Origin of the sequence: Actinomadura harenae (assembly GCF_003696215.1) — a bacterium.
GTDB classification, from domain to species: domain Bacteria; phylum Actinomycetota; class Actinomycetes; order Streptosporangiales; family Streptosporangiaceae; genus Spirillospora; species Spirillospora harenae.
The window spans coordinates 52,708-71,094 of sequence record NZ_RFFG01000042.1 but is presented as its reverse complement, the minus strand read 5'-3'; the positions used below and the strand labels follow the sequence as shown (position 1 = coordinate 71,094).

Genomic DNA, 18,387 nt, shown 5'->3' with positions numbered 1-18,387 from the left:
ACCGTCGACATCGACCCGGATGTCACCGACCGGGCCTCGGCGTGCCTGGCCAAGGCGGGCTACCACGACGTCAAGGTGGTGTGCGCGGACGCCGAGCATCCGGTCGAACCGGGCAGCCGCTACGACCTGATCATTGTCACCGCCGGAGCCTGGGACGTCCCTGCTGCCTGGCGGGACCAGCTCACCGACGACGGCGTGCTCGTCGTGCCCCTGCGCACCTTCGGTCTGACCCGTTCGTGGGCGCTGCGCCGGGCGGGCCACGAGCTGGTCAGCCAGAGCCACCGCCAGTGTGGGTTCGTCTCCGTCCAGGGTGCCGGTGCCCACGAGGTCCGCTACCTCGACATCGCGGACGGCGTCCACCTTCGACTGGACGAGAACCAGCAGGCAGACCCAGCGATGGCCGCCGAGCTGCTGCTCCAGCCCCGTCAGCAGGCATGGGCGGGACTCGGCTTGCCTCCCCGCACCGTTCTGGCGGACTTGGACCTGTGGCTGGCGAGTCGGTTCAGCGATGAGACCGCCGAGTTCGTGATCCTCACCGCGCAAGAGGCCGCGGTCGAGTCCGGACTCGTCGCCCCGGCATGGCGGTTCGGCACGCCGGCCGGCCTGGAGCCGGGCGCGTTCTGCTACCGGTCAGAGCTGCGCTGGTCCGACCGGCGGTTCGACCTAGGCGCGATCGCCCATGGGCCGGAGGCCGCCGCCGCAGCCGGGCGGATGGTCGATCACATGCGGGCTTGGGTGGACGCGGGCGGCCCGGCCCCGGTTCTGCGCGTCCTTCCGGCACAGACTCCCGACGGCGACCTGCCGGCCGGGACGGTCCTGGACAAGCGACACAGCCGCCTTGTCCTGACGTTCACCCCCGTTTCCGAGGAGAAGGGAATCTCCTGATGGACACCACCGAGCAGGACTACCAGCTGGACGTGCGCCTGGTCGACGCGGGGCCCGCCGCGAGCGGTCACGCCACCAGCACCGACGACGGCTGCGGATCGGGCAACACCGGCTCGAATGCCTGCACGGGCGGCGGAAACTGACCTGATCGGAGGTCGGCACCCTTCGCTCGTCCCGGGGCCCGGCATGGTGAAGCGCCGGGCCCCACCCCTGCCCACGGTCTTCCCTCTTCGAGACCCGGGAACGGTGACCTCAGATGCGCGCCCTACAAGCCCCAATGACGTTCGAAGCGACGGAGGCGGCTCTGATCAGAACCGCCGCCTACCCTCCAGCCCTCCGCGTCCCACCATGGCCGGATCTGACGTGTGACCGCCCCGATGAGTGGCTGATGTGGTTGCGTGAGGTGTGGGCGCTACCAGGGTTCGCCGAAGCCGTTACCTGCGCCACGCCGCAGTTCGCGGACCAGGTCACTCGTGTTCTGGCCGGAGAGCCGCTCCACACACGCCGACTGCGCCGCCTGGTCGAGACCACCCTCCGGTACGTGCTGAGGTGGACGACCCGCGCGACGCCGTTCGGCCGGTTCGCCGGGGTCGCCCCGGTCACCTTCGGTGCCCATGCGGTGGTGCGCTGGGGCGAGCGTCATGTCGACGTCGTCCGTCCTGACGAGCGTTCCATCGATGAATGCGTCACTGCGGCCGAGGACGACCTTCCCACGTTGCGGACGGCGCGGGTGGTGACCAGCGCGTTGGGGTACCGGCGGGGTGGTGTGTGGGTTCTCCCCTGCGCCCGGTCCGAAGGCGGACGCAGGTGGGACACCGAGATCGGCCTCACGGAACCGGTGCAGCTGGCGTTGGAGGCCGCCCGTTCCCCCATCGCGTTTGAAGACCTTGCGTTGACGGTCGCTCCCCTCCTCGCCAAGGGCGTGGAAGAGGCCGAACGGTTGTGCCGTGCGTTGGTGCGTACCGGGGCGCTGCTGTCAGCGGTTCGGCCGCCCATGACCGTGGCCGATCCCATCGCCCATTTGGCGGGCAACCTCGCCCCGGGTGATCTGCCCGCACCAAGCGACCATGCCACGGTCGATCGGCGAGTCGACTGCTCGGTGACGCTGCCCTCCGCGGTCGTCGATGAGGCGCGCAGAGCCGCCGACACACTCGTCGCCGTGGCCCCGCGCCTTCCGGGTTGGGCCGCCTACCACGGCGCGTTCATCGAGCGATGGGGACCGGGCGCGGCCGTGCCGCTCCGTGAAGTCCTGAACGCCCTGGGATTGCCTGCCGGATACCGGGGCTCCGCCCGTCGGGAACGCTCCGCGTTCACCGCCCGCGACGCAATGCTGGCCGACCTGGCTCAGCGGTCGGCTCTGGACAGCTGCACTGAGATCGTCCTTCACGATGACCTGGTCGCAGCGCTGCACGGCGATGACGACCGTCCCCCGATCCCCCATACCGAGCTGCGGTTCACGCTGGCCGCGACGACGCTCCGCGACCTGGATCAGGGCTCGTTCACGCTGACGGTGTTGAGCGGCGCCCGCCACGCCGGAGTCGCTGCCGCCCGGTTCCTGCACCTGCTCACCTCGGCCGAACAGGAACGGTTCCGCAGCGTGTACTCCAGTCTGCCGACCGCCATGCCAGGCGCTGAGTCCATGCAACTCTCCGGGCCGCCGCTCGAACCCCGACTCGCCGCAGTCGCTCGCACCACCGAAGTGCTCCCTGTGCTGCCAGTCGGCGACTTCCACCCCGCCCCGGCATGCACACTGGAGGACCTGGCGGTTGCCGGCGACGGCAAGCGGTTGTGGCTGGTGTCCCGATCGACGGGTCGGCCCGTCGAGCCTCTCCTGCTGAACAGCGTGCTGCTGCCGTCGCTCCAGCAGCCGATCGTCCGCTTTCTTACCGAGATCTGGACGGCCTGGACGGCACCGTGCACGCGGTTCGACTGGGGGCGCGCTGACGGGCTGACGTTCTTGCCCAGGATCCGGCGTGGCCGCTCCATCCTGCATCCGGCGCGCTGGACCATCCATCAGGCCGAACTGCCCGATCGAACCGCATCATGGCCGGTCTGGCACAGCACCTGGGAACGGCATCGCATGTCGCGGCATCTGCCGCGATACGTACTGATCGGTGACGACGACGTCCGGCTACGCCTGGACCTGGACGAGCCCGCCCAGCTCGCGTTGTTGCGTAGCGGGCTGGACCGTCATGCGCGCGTCTCCCTCACCGAAGCCCCCGAGCCGTCCGGATGGCTCTCGGGAAGGCCCGCCGAATTCCTCATCACGCTCGTCGCGCCGCCGCCAAGCCCCTGCCCCGCCCCGCGTCCTGCCCGTCCTGTCAACGCGATCCAGCACCGGCCGGCCCTGTCGCGCTGGGTGGACGCGAGGCTGTTCGGAAGGGTGGAGGACGTCCTCGCCGAACTCCACCGATACCTCGATCACCCCGGCCTCCCGGCGGACTGGTGGTTCCTTCGATATCCCGAACCGGCTCCCCACGTGCGGCTGCGGATCCCGCTGGCCGACCCCAGCCTTTTCGCCGCGGTCGCCCGAGAGATCGCCGGGTTGGCGGAGCGGCTATACGACCAGGGACTTCTCACTGACTACGTCCTTGCCACCTATCGCCCTGAGAGCCGTCACGGGGGCGGGGCGGCCCTCGCTGCGGCCGAAGCGGTGTTCGCCGCCGACTCCCGCGCCGTCCTCCAGCGGCTGTCCGGCGATCGGCAGGCAGCCACGGCCGCGGGAATGGTCGCGATCGCCGAAGGGTTCACCGACGACGGCGCTGCCTGGCTTGGCGAGCATGTGCCACGTCGCAGTGGTCCGCGACTGGATCCCGGCCGGCTCCCCTGCGTCAGCTCTTTCCCTCCGCAGCACCACCTCGCGGCAGCGCTGAAGACCTACCGAGCCGCCGCCGACCGGGACGGCCTGGACACCGACTACGTCCTCGCCGACCTCCTGCACTTGCACCACGCCCGCGCGATCGGTATCGACACCGCATCCGAGCTGTACTGTCTGCGCCTTGCCCGCGCCGTCGCCCACAGGGCCCTCATCCGCCGAACGCCGTGAACAGAGCCCAGAACCTTGCCGAGGGCGCCATCGGGGTTGCCCTGCTCCACCTGGAGAAAGGCTGCTGGGAGGCAGCGTTCACAGCCCTGAAAGCAACCGTCGCCGACGGCGTCAGCATCGCCGAGGGCGCCAGTCTCTATTTCGGGGCGCCTGCTCTGGCATTCGTCCTAGCCGCCGCCGACCATCCCAGCCTTGTTCAGGCCAAGGCCGTCGCCGCAGCGGGAACCGCGTTGGTGACGCGACAACGCTTGGAGGCAGCCCATCGCCGCATCGACCGCCACCAACGTCCCCCCTACAGCGAGTTCGACCTCATCCAGGGACTGACTGGGCTCGGTGTCGCCCTGCGGCGCATCGGTGACCACGTTCTGCTCCGCGAGGTCTTGGCCTACCTGATCCGGCTCACCGAACCCCTCGACGGCCTGCCTGGCTGGTGGTGCCCCACCGGCCCCCACCGCGACCGGCCTGGCCCCGCCGGAGGCCACGGCAACCACGGGCTGGCCCATGGCATCACCGGCCCGCTGGCTCTGCTGGCGCTCGCGCTCCTCGACGGCACCGAGATCGACGGGCAGCGTTCGGCGATCACCCGGATCTGTACTTGGCTGGATCGCTGGGAGCAGAGCGACGAGGACGGCCGGTGGTGGCCCGAGATCCTCTACCTCCACCAGCTCGAGCAGGACGGTATTCGGATTCCAGGACCGACGCGCGCATCCTGGTGCTACGGCACCCCCGGCGTCGCCCGCGCCCAACAGCTCGCCGCCCGCGCCCTGGACGATCCCGTCCGCCAACGTGCGGCGGAGGTCGCATTCGTCTCTTGCGTCAGCGACCCCCGACAGGTCGGTCGGCTCACCGAAAGGGGGCTCTGCCACGGAACAGGCGGCCTGCTGGCGACCGGGCGGCGGATCGCGGCAGACGCTCGCACCTCGTTCCCCCTCGCGCCTCTACTACTGCGGCACCAGCACGCCGGCGCCGCTCACGACGAGCCCGCCGGATTCCTCGACGGAACCGCTGGAGTCGAACTGGCCACCACAGGCGTCAAGTCGTCCTGGGACGCCTGCCTCTTGCTGTGCTGATCGTCCCAAGAAGGGCTGACCATGACCGAGACCAAGTGGAGGCAGGTGAACCTCACCTTCCCCAGCAGCCATCCCCGCGAGCGCGAGCGCCAGGCCGTCGCGCACCTGAGCCAGGTGCTGCCGCGCGCCGAAGCAAGCTGCCTCATCACGGCCTGGTTCTTCGTTCGCAAAGGGCATTGGCGCGTCCGTTACCTCCCCGCTGGTCCCGACAGCACCGGCCAATCCGTTCACCACCTCCTCACCCAAGGGGTCCAGGCCACCAGCGACATCTATGAGCCAGAGATCCACGCTTTCGGCGGCCCGGCGAGCATGGCCACCGCGCACCGGCTCTTCCACACCGACAGCCGCCACCTCCTCGTCCACCTCAGCGGCCATGCAGGTCACCGCCGAGAGCTGTCCCTCATCCTGTGCACCGCTCTCATGCGCGACGCCGGCCTGGAGTTCGGCGAGCAGGGAGATGTGTGGGCCCAGGTCGCCGACCAACGAGCGCCGTTGTGGACGGATCACCCCTCGACCTCGACCTGGACGACGTTCACCGGCGACGTTCGAGAACTCCTCCTCGGCGACCTCCGCACTGACGACATCACCACCACATGGATTCAGGCGTTTCGCCATGCGGGAGCACACCTGCGGTCCCTGCGAGAGCAGGGCCGGCTCACTCGGGGGATACGAGCCATAGCCGCCCAACACGTGATCTTCCACTGGAACCGAATAGGAATCCCTGGCCCTACCCAGGCGATCCTGGCCCGCGCGGCCGCAGATGCCGTGTTCGGTGAACGGACCGGGACCCTGAGGTGAGCCAGGGGTTCTGAGACTTTTGGGGGAGGGGGGATGTGGGTCTGGAGCAGGACGTGGGGGTGAGGGGTGGGCGCTTAGCATCCTTCGTGATCACTAAACGGGGGAGGACGTACTATGCGCCGCCAGCTGTTCGCACTGGGATTGGCCGTTGCCGGGGTCGTCTCGGTCAGCGCTTGCAACCCGATGATGGACAAGGTGTTCCGGGACGACGCCGCTCTCACCGCGAAGGTGACGTCCGTGCGGCTGGACGGCATGAAGGCGGGCAGTGTGACCGTCGTCGGCGGCACCGCGAAGCCGTCGCTCGCCCGGACGATCCACTACAAGGACAACCGGCCGGAGGGTCCGACGCATCGGATCGAGAACGGGGTGCTGGTCCTGTCCGGGTGCGGCATGGACGACTGCTCGGTCAGTTACGACATCAAGGTCCCGGCGGGGCTGCCCGTGAGCGGCGGAACGACGTCCGGATCGATCCACCTGTCCCACGTGGGACAGGTGAACGTGACGGGCCATTCAGGGGAGATCACCCTGGACGACGTCGCGGGACCCGTCGTCGCGCGCACGCACAACGGCCGGATCAAGGGCGCCGGCATCAGCGGCAAGATCGACGCCGAGACCTCGAACGGGGCCATCGACCTCACGCCGAGCAAGGCGGAGAGCGTCCGGGCGAAGACGACGAACGGCGCGATCACCCTGACCGTCCCGAAGGACGGCCGCTACCAGGTCACGTCGCACACCAGCAACGGCGGACGCGACATCGGCGTCCAGAACGACCCGTCGGCCGCGAACCGGCTCGACCTGACGACCAGCAACGGTCACATCGAGGTCCGCGCCGCCTGACCACCGGCCACCAGGTCGGCCAGTTCGGCTTCGAAGAGCCGCGCCGGGTCGAAGCCCATCCCGGCGAACTGCCCGGCGAGCTCCAGGGACAGGACTCCCTGGCAGCGCGTCCAGAAACTCAGCGCCCGGTGCAGGACGCCCGCCGGGACGGAGGGGTCCGCCCAGTCGCGGTGCTCGTCGATGTGCGCGTCGAACGCCGTGGCCGGACGCTCCGGAAGCGACGCCCCGACCTCCAGCAGCGTCGCCATGATCTCCTGCGAGATGAGCCGGGTGTCGTCCGGCGCGTGGTAGCCGGGGACGGGCGTCCCGTAGATGAGGAAGTACCGCTGCGGGTCCTCGAGCGCCCAGCCGCGGAAGGCGCGTCCCAGCCCGGCGAGGTCGGCGCCACCGTCCGCCGCCGCGCGGACGGTGTCGGCGAGGCTGCGGTAGGCGTCCCGGATGAGCTCGGTGATCAGCTCGTCGCGGCCGGCGTAGTAGCGGTACAGCGCGGGACCGCTCATGCCCATCCGCTTGGCGATCGCGTTCAGTGAGAGCGCGGAGGCGCCCGCCGAGGCGATCTGCTCCCACGCGTGTTCCTTGATCTCCACGCGGACCTGAGCGCGGTACCGCTCGCGCGGCGTCGTCACCGTCCCCCACCTCCCGGCTATACCTCGAAAATTCCGTTAGAAGGTATCACGAACGCTCTTGACGGCCGTCCTCGCGTCTCGTTATAACTTCTAACGAACACACGAGCTTCCAACAAGGAGACGGCCATGCGCACCACCGCACTCACGGTTTCCCTCGCCACCGTCGCCCTCCTCGGCACCCTCACCCCCACCGCACAGGCCGCCGACCACCACACACCCCGCCCCACATGCCGAGGCGAGGGCACCGACCCGAAGGCGAAGATCCGCTACCGAACCGGCGTCCTCATCAAGGCGCCGATCAGCACGGTCTTCGCAGTGCAGACGGACGTCGCGCACTGGCCGTCCTGGCAGCCGAAGGCCGTCCTCTCCGCCCGCCGCCTCGACCACGGCCCCCTGCGCCCCGGGTCGAGCTTCCGCTGGACGACCCCCGGCCCGGCGACGCCCACCACCCCGGCGACCACCATGACGATCACGTCGACGGTCCGGCAGCTCAAGCACGACTCCTGCGTCCTGTGGAGCGGCCCCGCGGTCGGCACGGGCGTCCGCATCGACCAGGGCATCCACCTGTGGACGTTCACCCAGGTCAAGGGCGGCGTCCGCGTCCACACCGAGGAGACCTGGACCGGACGGCAGGCCGAGTCCGACGTCCCCACCGCCACCAGGATCCTCGGCACGGGCCTCGAGGACTGGGTGCGCGACCTGAAGACCGCCGCCGAGGCCCGAGCACGCACCTGAGCAGCAAAACCAAACACGCGTCGCCCCGGCCGACAAGGAACCCCCGGCCGGGGCGACGCGCGTTCGACGGCGAACCACTCGGACACGACCACTCCTCGATGCCCCGCGCCAGCAGGACGACGCCGACCGCGTCGAGACGCGAGAGCGAGGCGAACCCGTCGGCGGCCTGCTGAAGGACGCCGTGCTCCGTCGGCGGACGGCGCAACTCGGCCCCCGCAGCGGAGGCCGCTTCGGCTCCGGCCGCTGCTCCTGGGACTCGGACCGCCGAGGCAGCACCGAAGAGAGATCGACCGTGGCGACGTCGAGGTGATGGCGGTCGCGCAAGGGCCGTCGCCGCCGAGGCCGCGCGGGCCTTCGACCTGCTGGAACCCGCCCTCTCCGGCTACGCGACCGCCTGACCGGCGAACGACCCGGTCAGGGCTCGACCTCGACGTCGCCCCAGAACGCGACATGGTTCTTGATCTTGCGGGCGAGCGGGCTGGGGTGCGGATAGGACCAGCCCGCGTTCCGCGCCTCCCGCCCGTCCACCGTGACGGTGTAGTAGCGGGCGATGCCCTTCCACGGGCACACCGAGACCCTCCGCGTCCGGGTCAGGTACTCGTCGTGGACGGCCTCGGGCGGGAAGTAGACGTTGCCCTCCACCAGCTCCGGCCGTTCCGTCTCGGCCAGGACCGTCCCGTTGAAGATCGCGCGTGCCATAGCCGCCCGCCCCCTCCGCGCGTGCCGTCGCCGCCGCCTCCCTTCCCAGTCAAGCACGCGCCCCCGCCCCTCACCCCAGCGACGAAACGAACCCGAGAACCACCAAGCCCACCAGCCCCACACCGAACCGCCCCAAAGCCCGCCCACCAGGCCGCGGCCCTTCAACAAGAACCGCGACCCCAAGCGGGACGAACGCGACGCACAACCCCGCCCCACCCACGATCGACAACGGCGTCGTGCCCTTCAGCACCCCAAGCGGCATGAGCGCCGCAAGCGCCAGCGCAACCCCGCGCACAGGGCCCAGCACACCAGCCCTCCAAGCCCCGAACGCCAGCACGGCCCACCCGAACATGATCGCGAACGGCGTGTACTGGAACAGATGAAACGCCTGGTAGGAAGCGGCCACGGCAGCGGTGGCCGTCGTCCGCCCCTGGGAGTCGACAAGCCCGAAGGCCAGATGATCCGCCCCCGCGTGAAAGGTGCGCGCGAACAACCCCACCGTGGCGAGCCCGGCCCCGAGCGCCGCCGTCCCCGGACGCCGAGCACCCACCCGGACGGCCAGCGCGCCGACGGCGGGCCACAACGCCACCGTCCCGGCCGCGAAGCAGCTGTAGGACGCGGTCATCAGCGCGGGATGGTCGCCATAGGCGGCCAGCTGGTCCGGGAAGAAGAAGTGGAACCGCACCCTCAGGAGCACCCCGAGAAGCACCAGCGAAGGCCCGAGGACCAGCGAGGCACCCCCCAGCCAACGCCCCGGAAACACGAATTGCGTCGAGTTCATGACCCCAGGCTGCCGACACACCCCCACCCGCCGAATCCGACCAAGACCGACACCTCACCACCCCCGATCATCCCCAGGGATGATCCATCCTGGGCTGACGCCCCGCCACGACCTGCGCCGATAACGTGCGGAACGTGGACGAAGCCGACTTCGAGATCCGCCAGGCGCAGGACATACGCCGGGGCCTGCCGCGCGCCCTCGACGTGCCCCTGGCGCTGCTGCTGACCGCCGCGGACGTCGTCGTCGCCGGGAACATGCTCAAGGACCGCCCCGGCTTCGCCCCGCACTTCCTCGCGTCCTGCCTGGTCGCCGCCGCGCTCGGCCTGACCGTGGCCGTCCGCCGCCGATGGCCCCGCCGCTCGCTGACGGCCACCGCCGCCCTGTCGTCGCTCGCAGCCGTGACCGGCGTCCTATGGGATCCGTTCGTCGCGACGGCCCTGGCCCTCTCCACAGTCGCGACCATCGAACCCACGAAGCGCTCCGCCCGCGCCCTGGCCGAATGCACCACCGCCGCAACCATCTCCACCTTGACGGCCCAACTGACCCACCCCCGATACGGCACGACAACGGCCCTCGCCTGGACGTTGGTGACCTGTGCACTCCTCACCACCGCCTGGCTGACCGGTAACAAACTGCGCCGGCGCCGCTGGAACGCCACCGACCTGGAAGACCAACGCGTCCGCCGGATCGTCGCCGACGAACGCCTGCGCATCGCCCGCGAACTCCACGACGTCGTCACCCACGGCATGGGCCTCATCGCCGTGAAGGCGGGCGTCGCCAACCACATCGCGGAGGCACGCCCCGACGAGGCGCGCGACGCGCTGCGCGTCATCGAGCGGACGAGCCGCGACGGGCTCGCCGAGATGCGGCGCCTGCTCGAGATGCTGCGCCGCGACTCCGCGCCCGGAACCGACCTCGCCCCGCCCGGACGCGACGGCCTGGAGGACCTCGCCGCACATGCCCGGACGGCCGGAGTGGACGTCGAGCTCACGGTGTCCGGCGAATACGATCTTCCCGAAGCGCTTCAGCTCACCGTCTACCGGATCATCCAGGAGGCCCTCACCAACGTGGTGAAGCACGCGGCTCCCACCCGGTGCCGGGTCACGGTGGACGTCTCGTCCCGGCAGGTGAGCATCCGGGTCGTGGACGACGGCACGACGACCCGTCCAACACCCGCGTCCCCCGGCGGCCACGGCCTCGTCGGGATGCGCGAACGCGTCGCGATGTACGGCGGCTCCCTCGACGCCCGTCCCCGTCCCGAGGGCGGCTTCGCCGTCACCGCCACTCTCAGGAACGACCGGTGACCGGGGACCCGATCCGCGTGCTCGTCGCCGACGACCAGGCCCTCCTGCGCGGCAGCTTCCGGGCCCTCATCGAGACGACCCCCGACCTCACCGTGGTCGGTGAGGCCGCGACCGGCGCCGAGGCCGTCGACCTCTGCCGCGCGCTGCGCCCCGACGTCGTCCTCATGGACGTCCGCATGCCGCACATGGACGGCATCGAGGCCACCCGCCGGATCCAGGGGTCCGCGGACACCGCCGGCGTCCGCGTCCTCATCCTGACCATGTTCGACATGGACGCGCACGTCTTCTCCGCGCTGCGCGCGGGCGCCGCCGGGTTCCTCCTCAAGGACACCCCGCCCGCCGACCTCCTCAACGCCGTCCGCGTCGTCGCCGCGGGCGAGGCGCTCCTCGCCCCGGCCGTGACCCGCCGCCTCATCGCCGAGTTCGCCCGCCATCCGGCCTCCGAGCCCGCGCCGTCACCGGCGCTCGACGGCGTCACCGACCGCGAACGCCAGGTCCTGACCCTGGTGGCCCGGGGCCTGTCCAACACCGAGATCGCCGAGCGCCTGCACCTGAGCCTGGCGACCGTGAAGACCTACATCGGACGCCTGCTCACCAAGCTCCAGGCCCGCGACCGCGCCCAGCTCGTGATCGTCGCCTACGAGTCGGGCCTGGTCACCGCTAGGGCCGGAGATCGGTGACGCCCTTGCCCGTCACGATGTCGAACGGCACGGACGCCTGGTCGTGGACGATCAGCCACGCACCATCGACCCGCTCGAAGCAGAACGTGCCGCGGACCCACATGCCCTCGGTCGCCGTCCCGTCCCGCAGGGTGCCGCTGAGCCGTCCGAAGCCGTGCCCGAACGCCACGTCCCCGCCCACGGTGACCACCAGGTCACGCAGCTCGTAGGCGACCTCGTCGAAGATCGCGAACACCTTCTCCCAGTTCGCCATCTTCGCCTCGACCCCGACGTGCTGCAGCGGCGGCTCGACGTCGAACGACACGACGTCCTCCGCGTACAGCCCCTTCAGCGCCTCGATGTCCTTCTCACCGATCCGCTCGACCACCTCGCCGAGCCGGCCCCGGATCTCGGACTCGTCCTCCGCACGCCGCGTCGTCATCACCGACGGCCCCTTCCTCTCACGAATGCCTTACCCCTACGACGACGCAGCCCCTCACAACGTCAGGCCCACTCCCATTCCGCGAGGGTCGTCCGCATCAGCCGCGCGGCCGTGGACAGGTGACCGCCCGCTCCCCAGTACATGGTGAGCACCCGCCGGCAATCGGGACCGTCCACCGCGATCCAGGCGCTGGGCGGGCCCGCGTCCGACCGCCGGGCCAGCGCGGGGACGAGCCCGACCCCCAGCCCCGCCTTGATCAGCTCGGCGATCGCGCTCGCCTCGTCCCCCTCGCAGACGATCCGGGGCGTGAGGCCCCGCGCCGCGAACAGCCGGTCGAGCAGCCGCCGCTGCCAGTGCCCCTTGTGCGTCGAGATGAACGGCTCACCGGCCAGCTCCTCGACGGTCACCGACGCGCGTCCCGCCAGCGGATGGTCCGGGGGCGCGACCAGCCACACCGCCTCGTCCACCAGCTGGACGGACTCCAGCCCGTCCGCCGGGATCGGCTGCGAGGCCACGCAGAGGTCGACCTCCTGGGCCAGGAGGGCGCGCGCCATGTCCGCCGCGGGCATCTGGTGAAGCTCGACCTCGATGTCCGGATGCGCCCGCTTGTAGGCCGCCAGCGGCCCCGTGAACGTCATCAGCGTCTCGGACGCCAGCCGCACGCTCCCGAACCCCTCACCGGCCGCCTCGGCGACGGCCCGCCGCCCCGCCTCGAGCTCCCCGAGCGACCGTTCGACGTACCCCCGGAACAACCGTCCCGTGTCGTTCAGCCGGAGCCGCCCGGCCCGGTCGAACAGCGGCGTGCCGAGCTCGCCCTCCAGCCGCGCGATCGTCCGGCTCAGCGACGGCTGCGCGACCCGCAGCTCCTCGGCCGCCCGGCTCAGATGCTCCAGCCGAGCCACCACAAGGAACTGCCGAAGCGAGTTCAGATCCACGCATGCCTCCACGAACATAACCCCATAGCAATACTGATCTTAGACACCAGCACACTCGAGTCATAACGTCAGGACGATCACGACACCTGACGAAAGGCGCAGCATGGCCACCACGACCGACGTCGAACACAGAACAAGTCCCGTGTGGTGGACGCTCAGGACGATCGTCGGCCTCCACGTCGTGGCGATCTTCGGCCAGCCGGTGTTCGCCGGGGTGCTCCTCAGCGGCGACTTCGACGGGCTGCGCATGCACGCGACGGGCGCCAACGTCACCACGTCCCTCGGCTACGTCCAGCTGATCGTCGCGATCGTCGTCTGGGTCCGCCTGCGCCGCGTCGGGCCGTTCGCCGCCACCCTCGCCCTCGTCGCCGCCGAGACCGTCCAGTACTTCGCCGGACAGGCGGGCGCCCTCTGGCTGCACCTCCCCCTCGGCGTGGCGACCATCGCCGCGCTCGTCGTCCAGTTCGTCGCCGTCTGGCGCCAGGAGCCCACCCATGACTGACCTGACCCGCCGCCACGCGCTCGGCGTCGGCGGAGCACTCGGCCTCGTGGCGTTCACAGGCCTCACCACCGCGAGCGCCCTGGCCCGCCGCCCCCCGAGAACCGGCGCCCACCTGGCCGGCCAGGCGCCCCTCCCACCCCCGTACCAGGTCCCCCTGCCGATCCCCCGCACCCTGAAGCCGCTCGCCACCACAGGCGGCGTCGACCGCTACGAGATCACCCAGCGCGAGACGACGGCCGAGATCCTGCCCGGCGTCAGAACACCCCTCTGGACGTACGACGGCACCTTCCCGGGCCCGACGATCGAGGCCCGCCGAGGCCGCCCCGTCATCGTCCGGCACCGCAACGAACTCCCCGTCCCCACGGTCGTCCACCTCCACGGCGGCCGCACCCCGGCGTCCTCGGACGGCTACCCCACCGACCTGGTCCTCCCCAGGGACTGGCACGAACCCGCCCGGATGAACGGCATGCACATGGACGGCATGTCGGGCATGCGCGACCCGCGAGCCGTCGAGTCCCGCCTGACCCGCGACTACACGTTCCCCATGGACCAGCGCCCGACCATGCTCTGGTACCACGACCACCGCATGGACTTCACCGCCCCCGCGATCTGGCGCGGCCTCGCCGGCCTGCACATCATCCGCGACGACGCCGAGGACTCGCTCGGCCTCCCCGCCGGCCCCCGCGAGATCCCCCTGGCGATCACCGACCGCGCCTTCTCCGCGGACGGCACCCTCCGCTACCCGTCCCTGGACCCCACCCTCCGCACGAAGCCGGGCGTCAAGGAGGAGTACCTCGCCGGAGTCCTGGGCGACGTCATCCTCGTCAACGGCGCCCCCTGGCCCGTCCACGAGGTCGACGCGGCCCGCCACCGCCTCCGCGTCCTGAACGCCTCGAACGCGCGCCACTACGAACTGGAGGCCGTCACCGACGACGGCCGCCGCCTGGACCTCGTCCAGATCGGCGCGGACCAAGGGCTCCTGACAACCCCGGTCACCCACCGGACCATCCCCATCGCCCCGGCCGAACGCTACGACGTCGTCATCGACTTCAAGGACGTCAAGCCCGGCACCAAAGTAAGGATCATCAACCGCCTGGGCTCCGGCCGAACCCGCGACGTCATGGCCTTCCGCGTCACCCGGAGAACAAAGGACGACACCCGCATCCCCCGCACCCTCTCGAACGACCTCCCGACCTGGCGCCGCGGAGAGGCCACCCGCGTCCGCGACTTCTCCTTCCGCGCCGGACGCATGAACGGCGGCCACGGCTGGCTCATCGGCGGCAAGCCCTTCGACCCGTCACGCACCGACGTCACCGTCCGCCTGGGCGACGTCGAACTCTGGCGCCTCGTCGCGGACGTCCACCACCCCGTCCACCTCCACCTGGTCGGCTTCAGGGTCCTCTCCCGAGGCGGACGCGCCCCCCGCCCCCAGGACGCGGGCCTGAAGGACACCATTTCCTTGCGTCCCGGAGAGACCGCCGAGATCATCACCCGCTTCGACGCCTACCGGGGCCGCTACCTCTTCCACTGCCACAACGCCGAACACGAGGACATGGGCATGATGGCCAACCTGGAAGTCCACTAAGGCCAAAGGCCCCACACCGGAGGGGGCCGATGGCGAAGCCGAGGCCCGCAACACCGATGGCGAAGCCGAGGCCCCGGCAGAGCCGGGAAAACATGGACCCGCAGGAACCGGAACGTAACCCGACAAGCCCAGCCGCGAGGGGGGCGTGGGGGGCGGCAGCCCCCCACATCGGGGGCTCCGGGGGTCGCCCCCCGGGAAAAACGAAGTAGGGCCAGCGGCTCGCGCTTTCAGCGAGCACACTGACCCTAGGATCTACGTGGGCGAGGAGGGATTTGAACCCTCACATCCTTTCGGACACACGGACCTGAACCGTGCGCGTCTGCCGTTCCGCCACCCGCCCCGGGTGTTGCCCCGTTTCCGGGTGCAGGAAGAGATTAGCACGGTCTGGGGGGTGGTTCGGCAACCGGATACTTCTAGCGAACCTTGACACCGATACGATCGTCTACCAGTGGGGAAGGGAGGTGCCCGTGGGCGTCATTCAGCGCTTCGAGCGACGGCTCGAGGGCATGGTCGAAGGTGCCTTCGCCCGGGCGTTCAAGTCCGAGCTCCAGCCGGTCGAGGTGGCCAGCGCCGTGCAGCGCGAGATGGACGACCGGGCCGCGATCGTCGCGGCGGGCCGCACCCTGGTGCCGAACGACTTCGTCGTGGAGATCTCGCAGCAGGACGGCCAGCGGCTCCAGGTGTACGCCGACAGTCTGAGCCAGGAGCTGGCGAACCTCGCGCGCGAGTACGCGAAGGAGCAGGGGTACTCCTTCGTCGGGCCGGTGCGCGTCCGGTTCGAGAACGCCGACGACCTGGCGACGGGCATGTTCCGGATCCGGTCCGGGGTGATCCGCGGTTCCACGGTGGAGGGCGGGGAGATCCGCCGGCCGCCGTCGGACTATCCGCGCGGCCCCGGTGGCGCGTTCGGCGGCAATCCGCGGCTGCTGGTCACCACGACGATGGACAACGGCCCGGCGCATCAGAGCACGTATGAGATCAACACTCCGGTCACCTTGCTCGGGCGCGGTACGGACTGCGACCTTCGTTTGGTGGATCCGGGGGTTTCGCGGCACCATGCCGAGATCCGTGTAGAAGGTCCCGAAATCGCGCTTGTCGATCTAGGGTCGACCAACGGTTCCTTCGTCAACGGTCAGCCGATCCGGCGGGTCACCCTGGTGGACGGCTCCCGTGTGACGATGGGGCGCACCACACTCGTGTTCCGCCGCGATAGGGAGTAACCCCGACTCCGATGTCCGACTTCACCCTCACGCTGATCAAGCTGGCGTTCCTGGCGGTGCTCTGGCTGTTCGTCATCGCGGCCGTCGGAGTGATCCGGGCCGACCTGTTCGGCTCGAAGGCCGCGACGAAGGCCGCGAGCCGGGCGGCGAGCCGCGCCTCGCGGGCCGTCCAGCAGCGACCGCCGAAGGCCGCCGCGCGGCCGCCGCAGGGCCCGCCGCCGGGACCTCCGCAGGGGCCGCCGCAGGGGATCCCCCAGGGTCCGCCTCCGCACGGGGGTCAGCGGGGCGGTGGAGGGCCGACCCGCCTGGTGGTCGTCCAGGGCGAGCGGACCGGGACCATCATCGATCTGACCGGGGTGCCGATCACCATCGGGCGCGCGAATGACGCGACGCTCGTGGTGACCGACGACTACGCTTCGAGCCGACATGCCCGGATTTACGCGCAGGACGGCCAGTGGATCGTGGAAGATCTCGGTTCGACCAATGGGACCTATCTGGGCCGCACGAAGGTGACCCGTCCGATGCCGGTGCCGCCGGGCGTCCCGATCCGTATCGGCAAGACCGTGATCGAGCTGCGCAAATGACTCTGGGAATCCGCTACTCCGCCCGGTCCGACGTGGGCATGCTGCGTGAGGGCAACGAGGACTCGGGCTACGCGGGCACACATCTGCTCGCCGTGGCCGACGGAATGGGCGGCCACGTCGGCGGCGAGATCGCCAGCGCGGCCGCGATCTCCGAGATCCGCAAGCTGGACAAGGCCATGCCCGCGACCGAGCTGCTCGCCGCGCTCGAGCACACGGTCAAGGCCGCGAACGAGAACCTGCACCGGATCGTCGAGTCCGACCCCGCGTTGCAGGGCATGGGCACGACGCTGACGGCGATGCTGTGGGCGGGCAACCAGATCGCCCTCGTGCACATCGGCGACTCGCGCGCCTATCTGCTGCGCGACGGCAGCCTGTTCCAGATCACGCACGACCACACGCTGGTGCAGTCGCTCGTCGACGAGGGCCGGATCAGCCCGGACGAGGCCGCCTCGCACCCGCAGCGCTCGCTGCTGCTGCGCGCGATGGACGGCCGCGGCGAGATCGACCCGGACCTGTCGCTCCGCGAGGCGAAGGCGGGCGACCGCTATCTGCTGTGCTCGGACGGCCTGTCCACGGTGGTCACCGCCGAGACGATCTTCCAGGTGCTGACCGACGCGGAGGACACCGACCACGCCGTCCGGCAGCTGATCGACCTGGCGAACCGGGGCGGCGGGCCGGACAACATCACCTGCGTCTGCGCGGACGTGGTGGAGCTGGGCGACCAGCCGCCGCCTCCCAGCCAGGGACGTGCCGTGGGCGCGGCGGCGAGCGCGGGCCCGCCGCCGGTTCCCGGCGACCCGAACGCGCCCGGCGGCCCCGGCATGCCTCCCGGCCCGGGGATGCCCGGGGGGCCGGGCGACACTCCGGCGAGCCGCGCCGCGCAGTTGCGCGACACGATGCCGCAGCAGCCCGTCGCGGTGGACGAGCGGCCGCCGATGCAGCACCCCGGTGCTCCGCAGCCCGGCCCCGGTGGGACCGGTCCGCAGGCGACCGTCCCGGATCCGCGGTACCAGGAGCCTCAGCAGTTCGCCGCCGAGCAGCAGTTCCAGCCCGCCGGACGCCGTGAGCGCCGCGCCGCCAAGCGCGCGCACCGCGGCCCGCGCCGCTGGCTGTGGCTCGTGGTCGTGGCGGGCGTGTTCGTCGTCGCCGTCGCCGGCGGCGGGGTCTTCTTCATCCAGACCGCGCGCGCCGGCTACTACGTCGGCGAGCAGAACGGCAACGTCGTGTTGTTCCGTGGAACGACACAGAAGATGCCGCTGATCAGCCTGTCCCGTAAGGCCGACGAGCAGCCGAACCCGCCGATCAAGGTGTCCGACCTGCCGCAGGACCGCGCCCAGGCCGTCCGCGCGACCTACACGGTGAAGGGCCCGCAGGCGCTGGACGACCTCGTCAAGGCCGTCTGCAAGTACAGCCTGCGCGACGAGGGCGGCAAGGTCGCGATCAAACGGGGCGTCGAGCAGAGCGACTGCGCGCCCACGACCGTCAAGCCCGGCACCATCACGGTGAGCGAGCTCCCGACGTCCGACCAGAACTCGGTCCGCGACGGGAAGTTCACCTACGTCGGCGTGGCCGGGGCCGACAAGAAGATCGCCGAGCTGTCCGCGCGGGTGGACCTGTGCCGGGGGGCGCACCCCACGATCAAGGACTGTCCCGCTCCGTCGAGGGGCAGGTCGTAACGC

The 18,387-nt window shown here is 70.7% G+C and carries 19 protein-coding genes and 1 tRNA gene; 14 read left to right on the top strand and 6 right to left on the bottom strand.

All coding sequences use genetic code 11. From position 1 onward, the window contains the following. The 6 genes from EBO15_RS23100 to EBO15_RS23075 all read left to right on the top strand — a co-directional run. The coding region (locus tag EBO15_RS23100; RefSeq protein WP_122196514.1) for a class I SAM-dependent methyltransferase at positions 1-885 on the top strand (885 nt) is incomplete at its 5' end. Then, the gene (locus EBO15_RS23095; protein WP_122196513.1) at positions 885-1,028 is read left to right on the top strand and encodes an FxLD family lanthipeptide; all 144 of its coding nucleotides are present in this window, start codon (positions 885-887) and stop codon (positions 1,026-1,028) included. The genes EBO15_RS23100 and EBO15_RS23095, both read left to right, overlap by 1 nt. Before the next feature lie 245 nt (positions 1,029-1,273). Beyond that, on the top strand, positions 1,274-3,931 hold the full coding sequence (locus EBO15_RS23090; protein ID WP_233616375.1) for a lantibiotic dehydratase: 2,658 nt from the start codon (positions 1,274-1,276) through the stop codon (positions 3,929-3,931). Next, entirely contained in the window at positions 3,928-5,001 is a 1,074-nt protein-coding gene (locus EBO15_RS23085) for a lanthionine synthetase C family protein (RefSeq protein WP_122196511.1), read from the top strand. The genes EBO15_RS23090 and EBO15_RS23085 overlap by 4 nt, the downstream gene beginning before the upstream one ends. A 21-nt stretch (positions 5,002-5,022) precedes the next feature. After that, positions 5,023-5,799, top strand: coding sequence for a thiopeptide-type bacteriocin biosynthesis protein (locus tag EBO15_RS23080; protein WP_122196510.1), 777 nt, complete (start codon positions 5,023-5,025; stop codon positions 5,797-5,799). 114 nt (positions 5,800-5,913) lie between these two features. Continuing rightward, the gene (locus tag EBO15_RS23075) at positions 5,914-6,636 is read left to right on the top strand and encodes a DUF4097 family beta strand repeat-containing protein (protein ID WP_122196509.1); all 723 of its coding nucleotides are present in this window, start codon (positions 5,914-5,916) and stop codon (positions 6,634-6,636) included. Here the strand turns inward: EBO15_RS23075 and EBO15_RS23070 are convergent. After that, on the bottom strand, positions 6,612-7,262 hold the full coding sequence (locus EBO15_RS23070) for a TetR/AcrR family transcriptional regulator (RefSeq protein WP_199744749.1): 651 nt from the start codon (positions 7,260-7,262) through the stop codon (positions 6,612-6,614). The genes EBO15_RS23075 and EBO15_RS23070 overlap by 25 nt on opposite strands. A 126-nt stretch (positions 7,263-7,388) precedes the next feature. Between EBO15_RS23070 and EBO15_RS23065 the strand changes: the two genes are divergently transcribed. After that, positions 7,389-7,997, top strand: a complete 609-nt coding sequence (locus EBO15_RS23065; RefSeq protein ID WP_122196507.1) for an SRPBCC family protein — start codon at positions 7,389-7,391, stop codon at positions 7,995-7,997. Positions 7,998-8,411: 414 nt separating this feature from the next. Here EBO15_RS23065 and EBO15_RS23050 read toward each other — a convergent pair whose 3' ends face one another. Together EBO15_RS23050 and EBO15_RS23045 are read right to left on the bottom strand one after the other, a co-directional pair. Then, positions 8,412-8,696 carry a DUF427 domain-containing protein gene (locus EBO15_RS23050; RefSeq protein ID WP_122196506.1) on the bottom strand — a complete coding sequence of 95 codons (285 nt, stop codon included), beginning with the start codon at positions 8,694-8,696 and terminating at the stop codon, positions 8,412-8,414. A gap of 70 nt (positions 8,697-8,766) precedes the next feature. After that, entirely contained in the window at positions 8,767-9,477 is a 711-nt protein-coding gene (locus tag EBO15_RS23045) for a hypothetical protein (protein ID WP_122196505.1), read from the bottom strand. 134 nt (positions 9,478-9,611) lie between these two features. On the opposite strand from EBO15_RS23045, the gene EBO15_RS23040 reads away from it, so the two are divergent. Next, positions 9,612-10,781, top strand: a complete 1,170-nt coding sequence (locus EBO15_RS23040) for a sensor histidine kinase (protein ID WP_199744748.1) — start codon at positions 9,612-9,614, stop codon at positions 10,779-10,781. Beyond that, on the top strand, positions 10,778-11,461 hold the full coding sequence (locus EBO15_RS23035) for a response regulator (RefSeq protein ID WP_199744747.1): 684 nt from the start codon (positions 10,778-10,780) through the stop codon (positions 11,459-11,461). The genes EBO15_RS23040 and EBO15_RS23035 overlap by 4 nt, the downstream gene beginning before the upstream one ends. Here EBO15_RS23035 and EBO15_RS23030 read toward each other — a convergent pair. Together EBO15_RS23030 and EBO15_RS23025 are read right to left on the bottom strand one after the other, a co-directional pair. Then, positions 11,442-11,882 carry a YybH family protein gene (locus tag EBO15_RS23030; RefSeq protein WP_122196504.1) on the bottom strand — a complete coding sequence of 147 codons (441 nt, stop codon included), beginning with the start codon at positions 11,880-11,882 and terminating at the stop codon, positions 11,442-11,444. The genes EBO15_RS23035 and EBO15_RS23030 overlap by 20 nt on opposite strands. 62 nt (positions 11,883-11,944) lie before the next feature. Continuing rightward, on the bottom strand, positions 11,945-12,817 hold the full coding sequence (locus EBO15_RS23025; RefSeq protein WP_122196524.1) for a LysR family transcriptional regulator: 873 nt from the start codon (positions 12,815-12,817) through the stop codon (positions 11,945-11,947). A 103-nt stretch (positions 12,818-12,920) separates the two neighbouring features. On the opposite strand from EBO15_RS23025, the gene EBO15_RS23020 reads away from it, so the two are divergent. After that, on the top strand, positions 12,921-13,319 hold the full coding sequence (locus EBO15_RS23020; RefSeq protein ID WP_122196503.1) for a hypothetical protein: 399 nt from the start codon (positions 12,921-12,923) through the stop codon (positions 13,317-13,319). Next, complete coding sequence (locus EBO15_RS23015; protein WP_122196502.1) at positions 13,312-14,904, top strand: multicopper oxidase family protein; 1,593 nt, start codon at positions 13,312-13,314, stop codon at positions 14,902-14,904. Before EBO15_RS23020 ends, EBO15_RS23015 begins: the two co-directional genes overlap by 8 nt. 257 nt (positions 14,905-15,161) lie before the next feature. Here the strand turns inward: EBO15_RS23015 and EBO15_RS23010 are convergent. After that, positions 15,162-15,244: transfer RNA gene (locus EBO15_RS23010), tRNA-Leu, on the bottom strand. A gap of 127 nt (positions 15,245-15,371) precedes the next feature. Between EBO15_RS23010 and EBO15_RS23005 the strand changes: the two genes are divergently transcribed. Genes EBO15_RS23005 through EBO15_RS22995 form a run of 3 tightly spaced genes read left to right on the top strand, consistent with a single transcriptional unit; the run spans position 15,372 to position 18,384 of the window. After that, a complete protein-coding gene (locus EBO15_RS23005; protein WP_122196501.1) occupies positions 15,372-16,124 on the top strand; it encodes an FhaA domain-containing protein in 753 nt (250 codons plus the stop codon). Positions 16,125-16,135: 11 nt separating this feature from the next. Next, positions 16,136-16,708 carry an FHA domain-containing protein FhaB/FipA gene (locus EBO15_RS23000; protein ID WP_122196500.1) on the top strand — a complete coding sequence of 191 codons (573 nt, stop codon included), beginning with the start codon at positions 16,136-16,138 and terminating at the stop codon, positions 16,706-16,708. Beyond that, positions 16,705-18,384 carry a Stp1/IreP family PP2C-type Ser/Thr phosphatase gene (locus EBO15_RS22995; protein WP_122196499.1) on the top strand — a complete coding sequence of 560 codons (1,680 nt, stop codon included), beginning with the start codon at positions 16,705-16,707 and terminating at the stop codon, positions 18,382-18,384. The genes EBO15_RS23000 and EBO15_RS22995 overlap by 4 nt, the downstream gene beginning before the upstream one ends. Positions 18,385-18,387 lie beyond the last annotated feature (3 nt).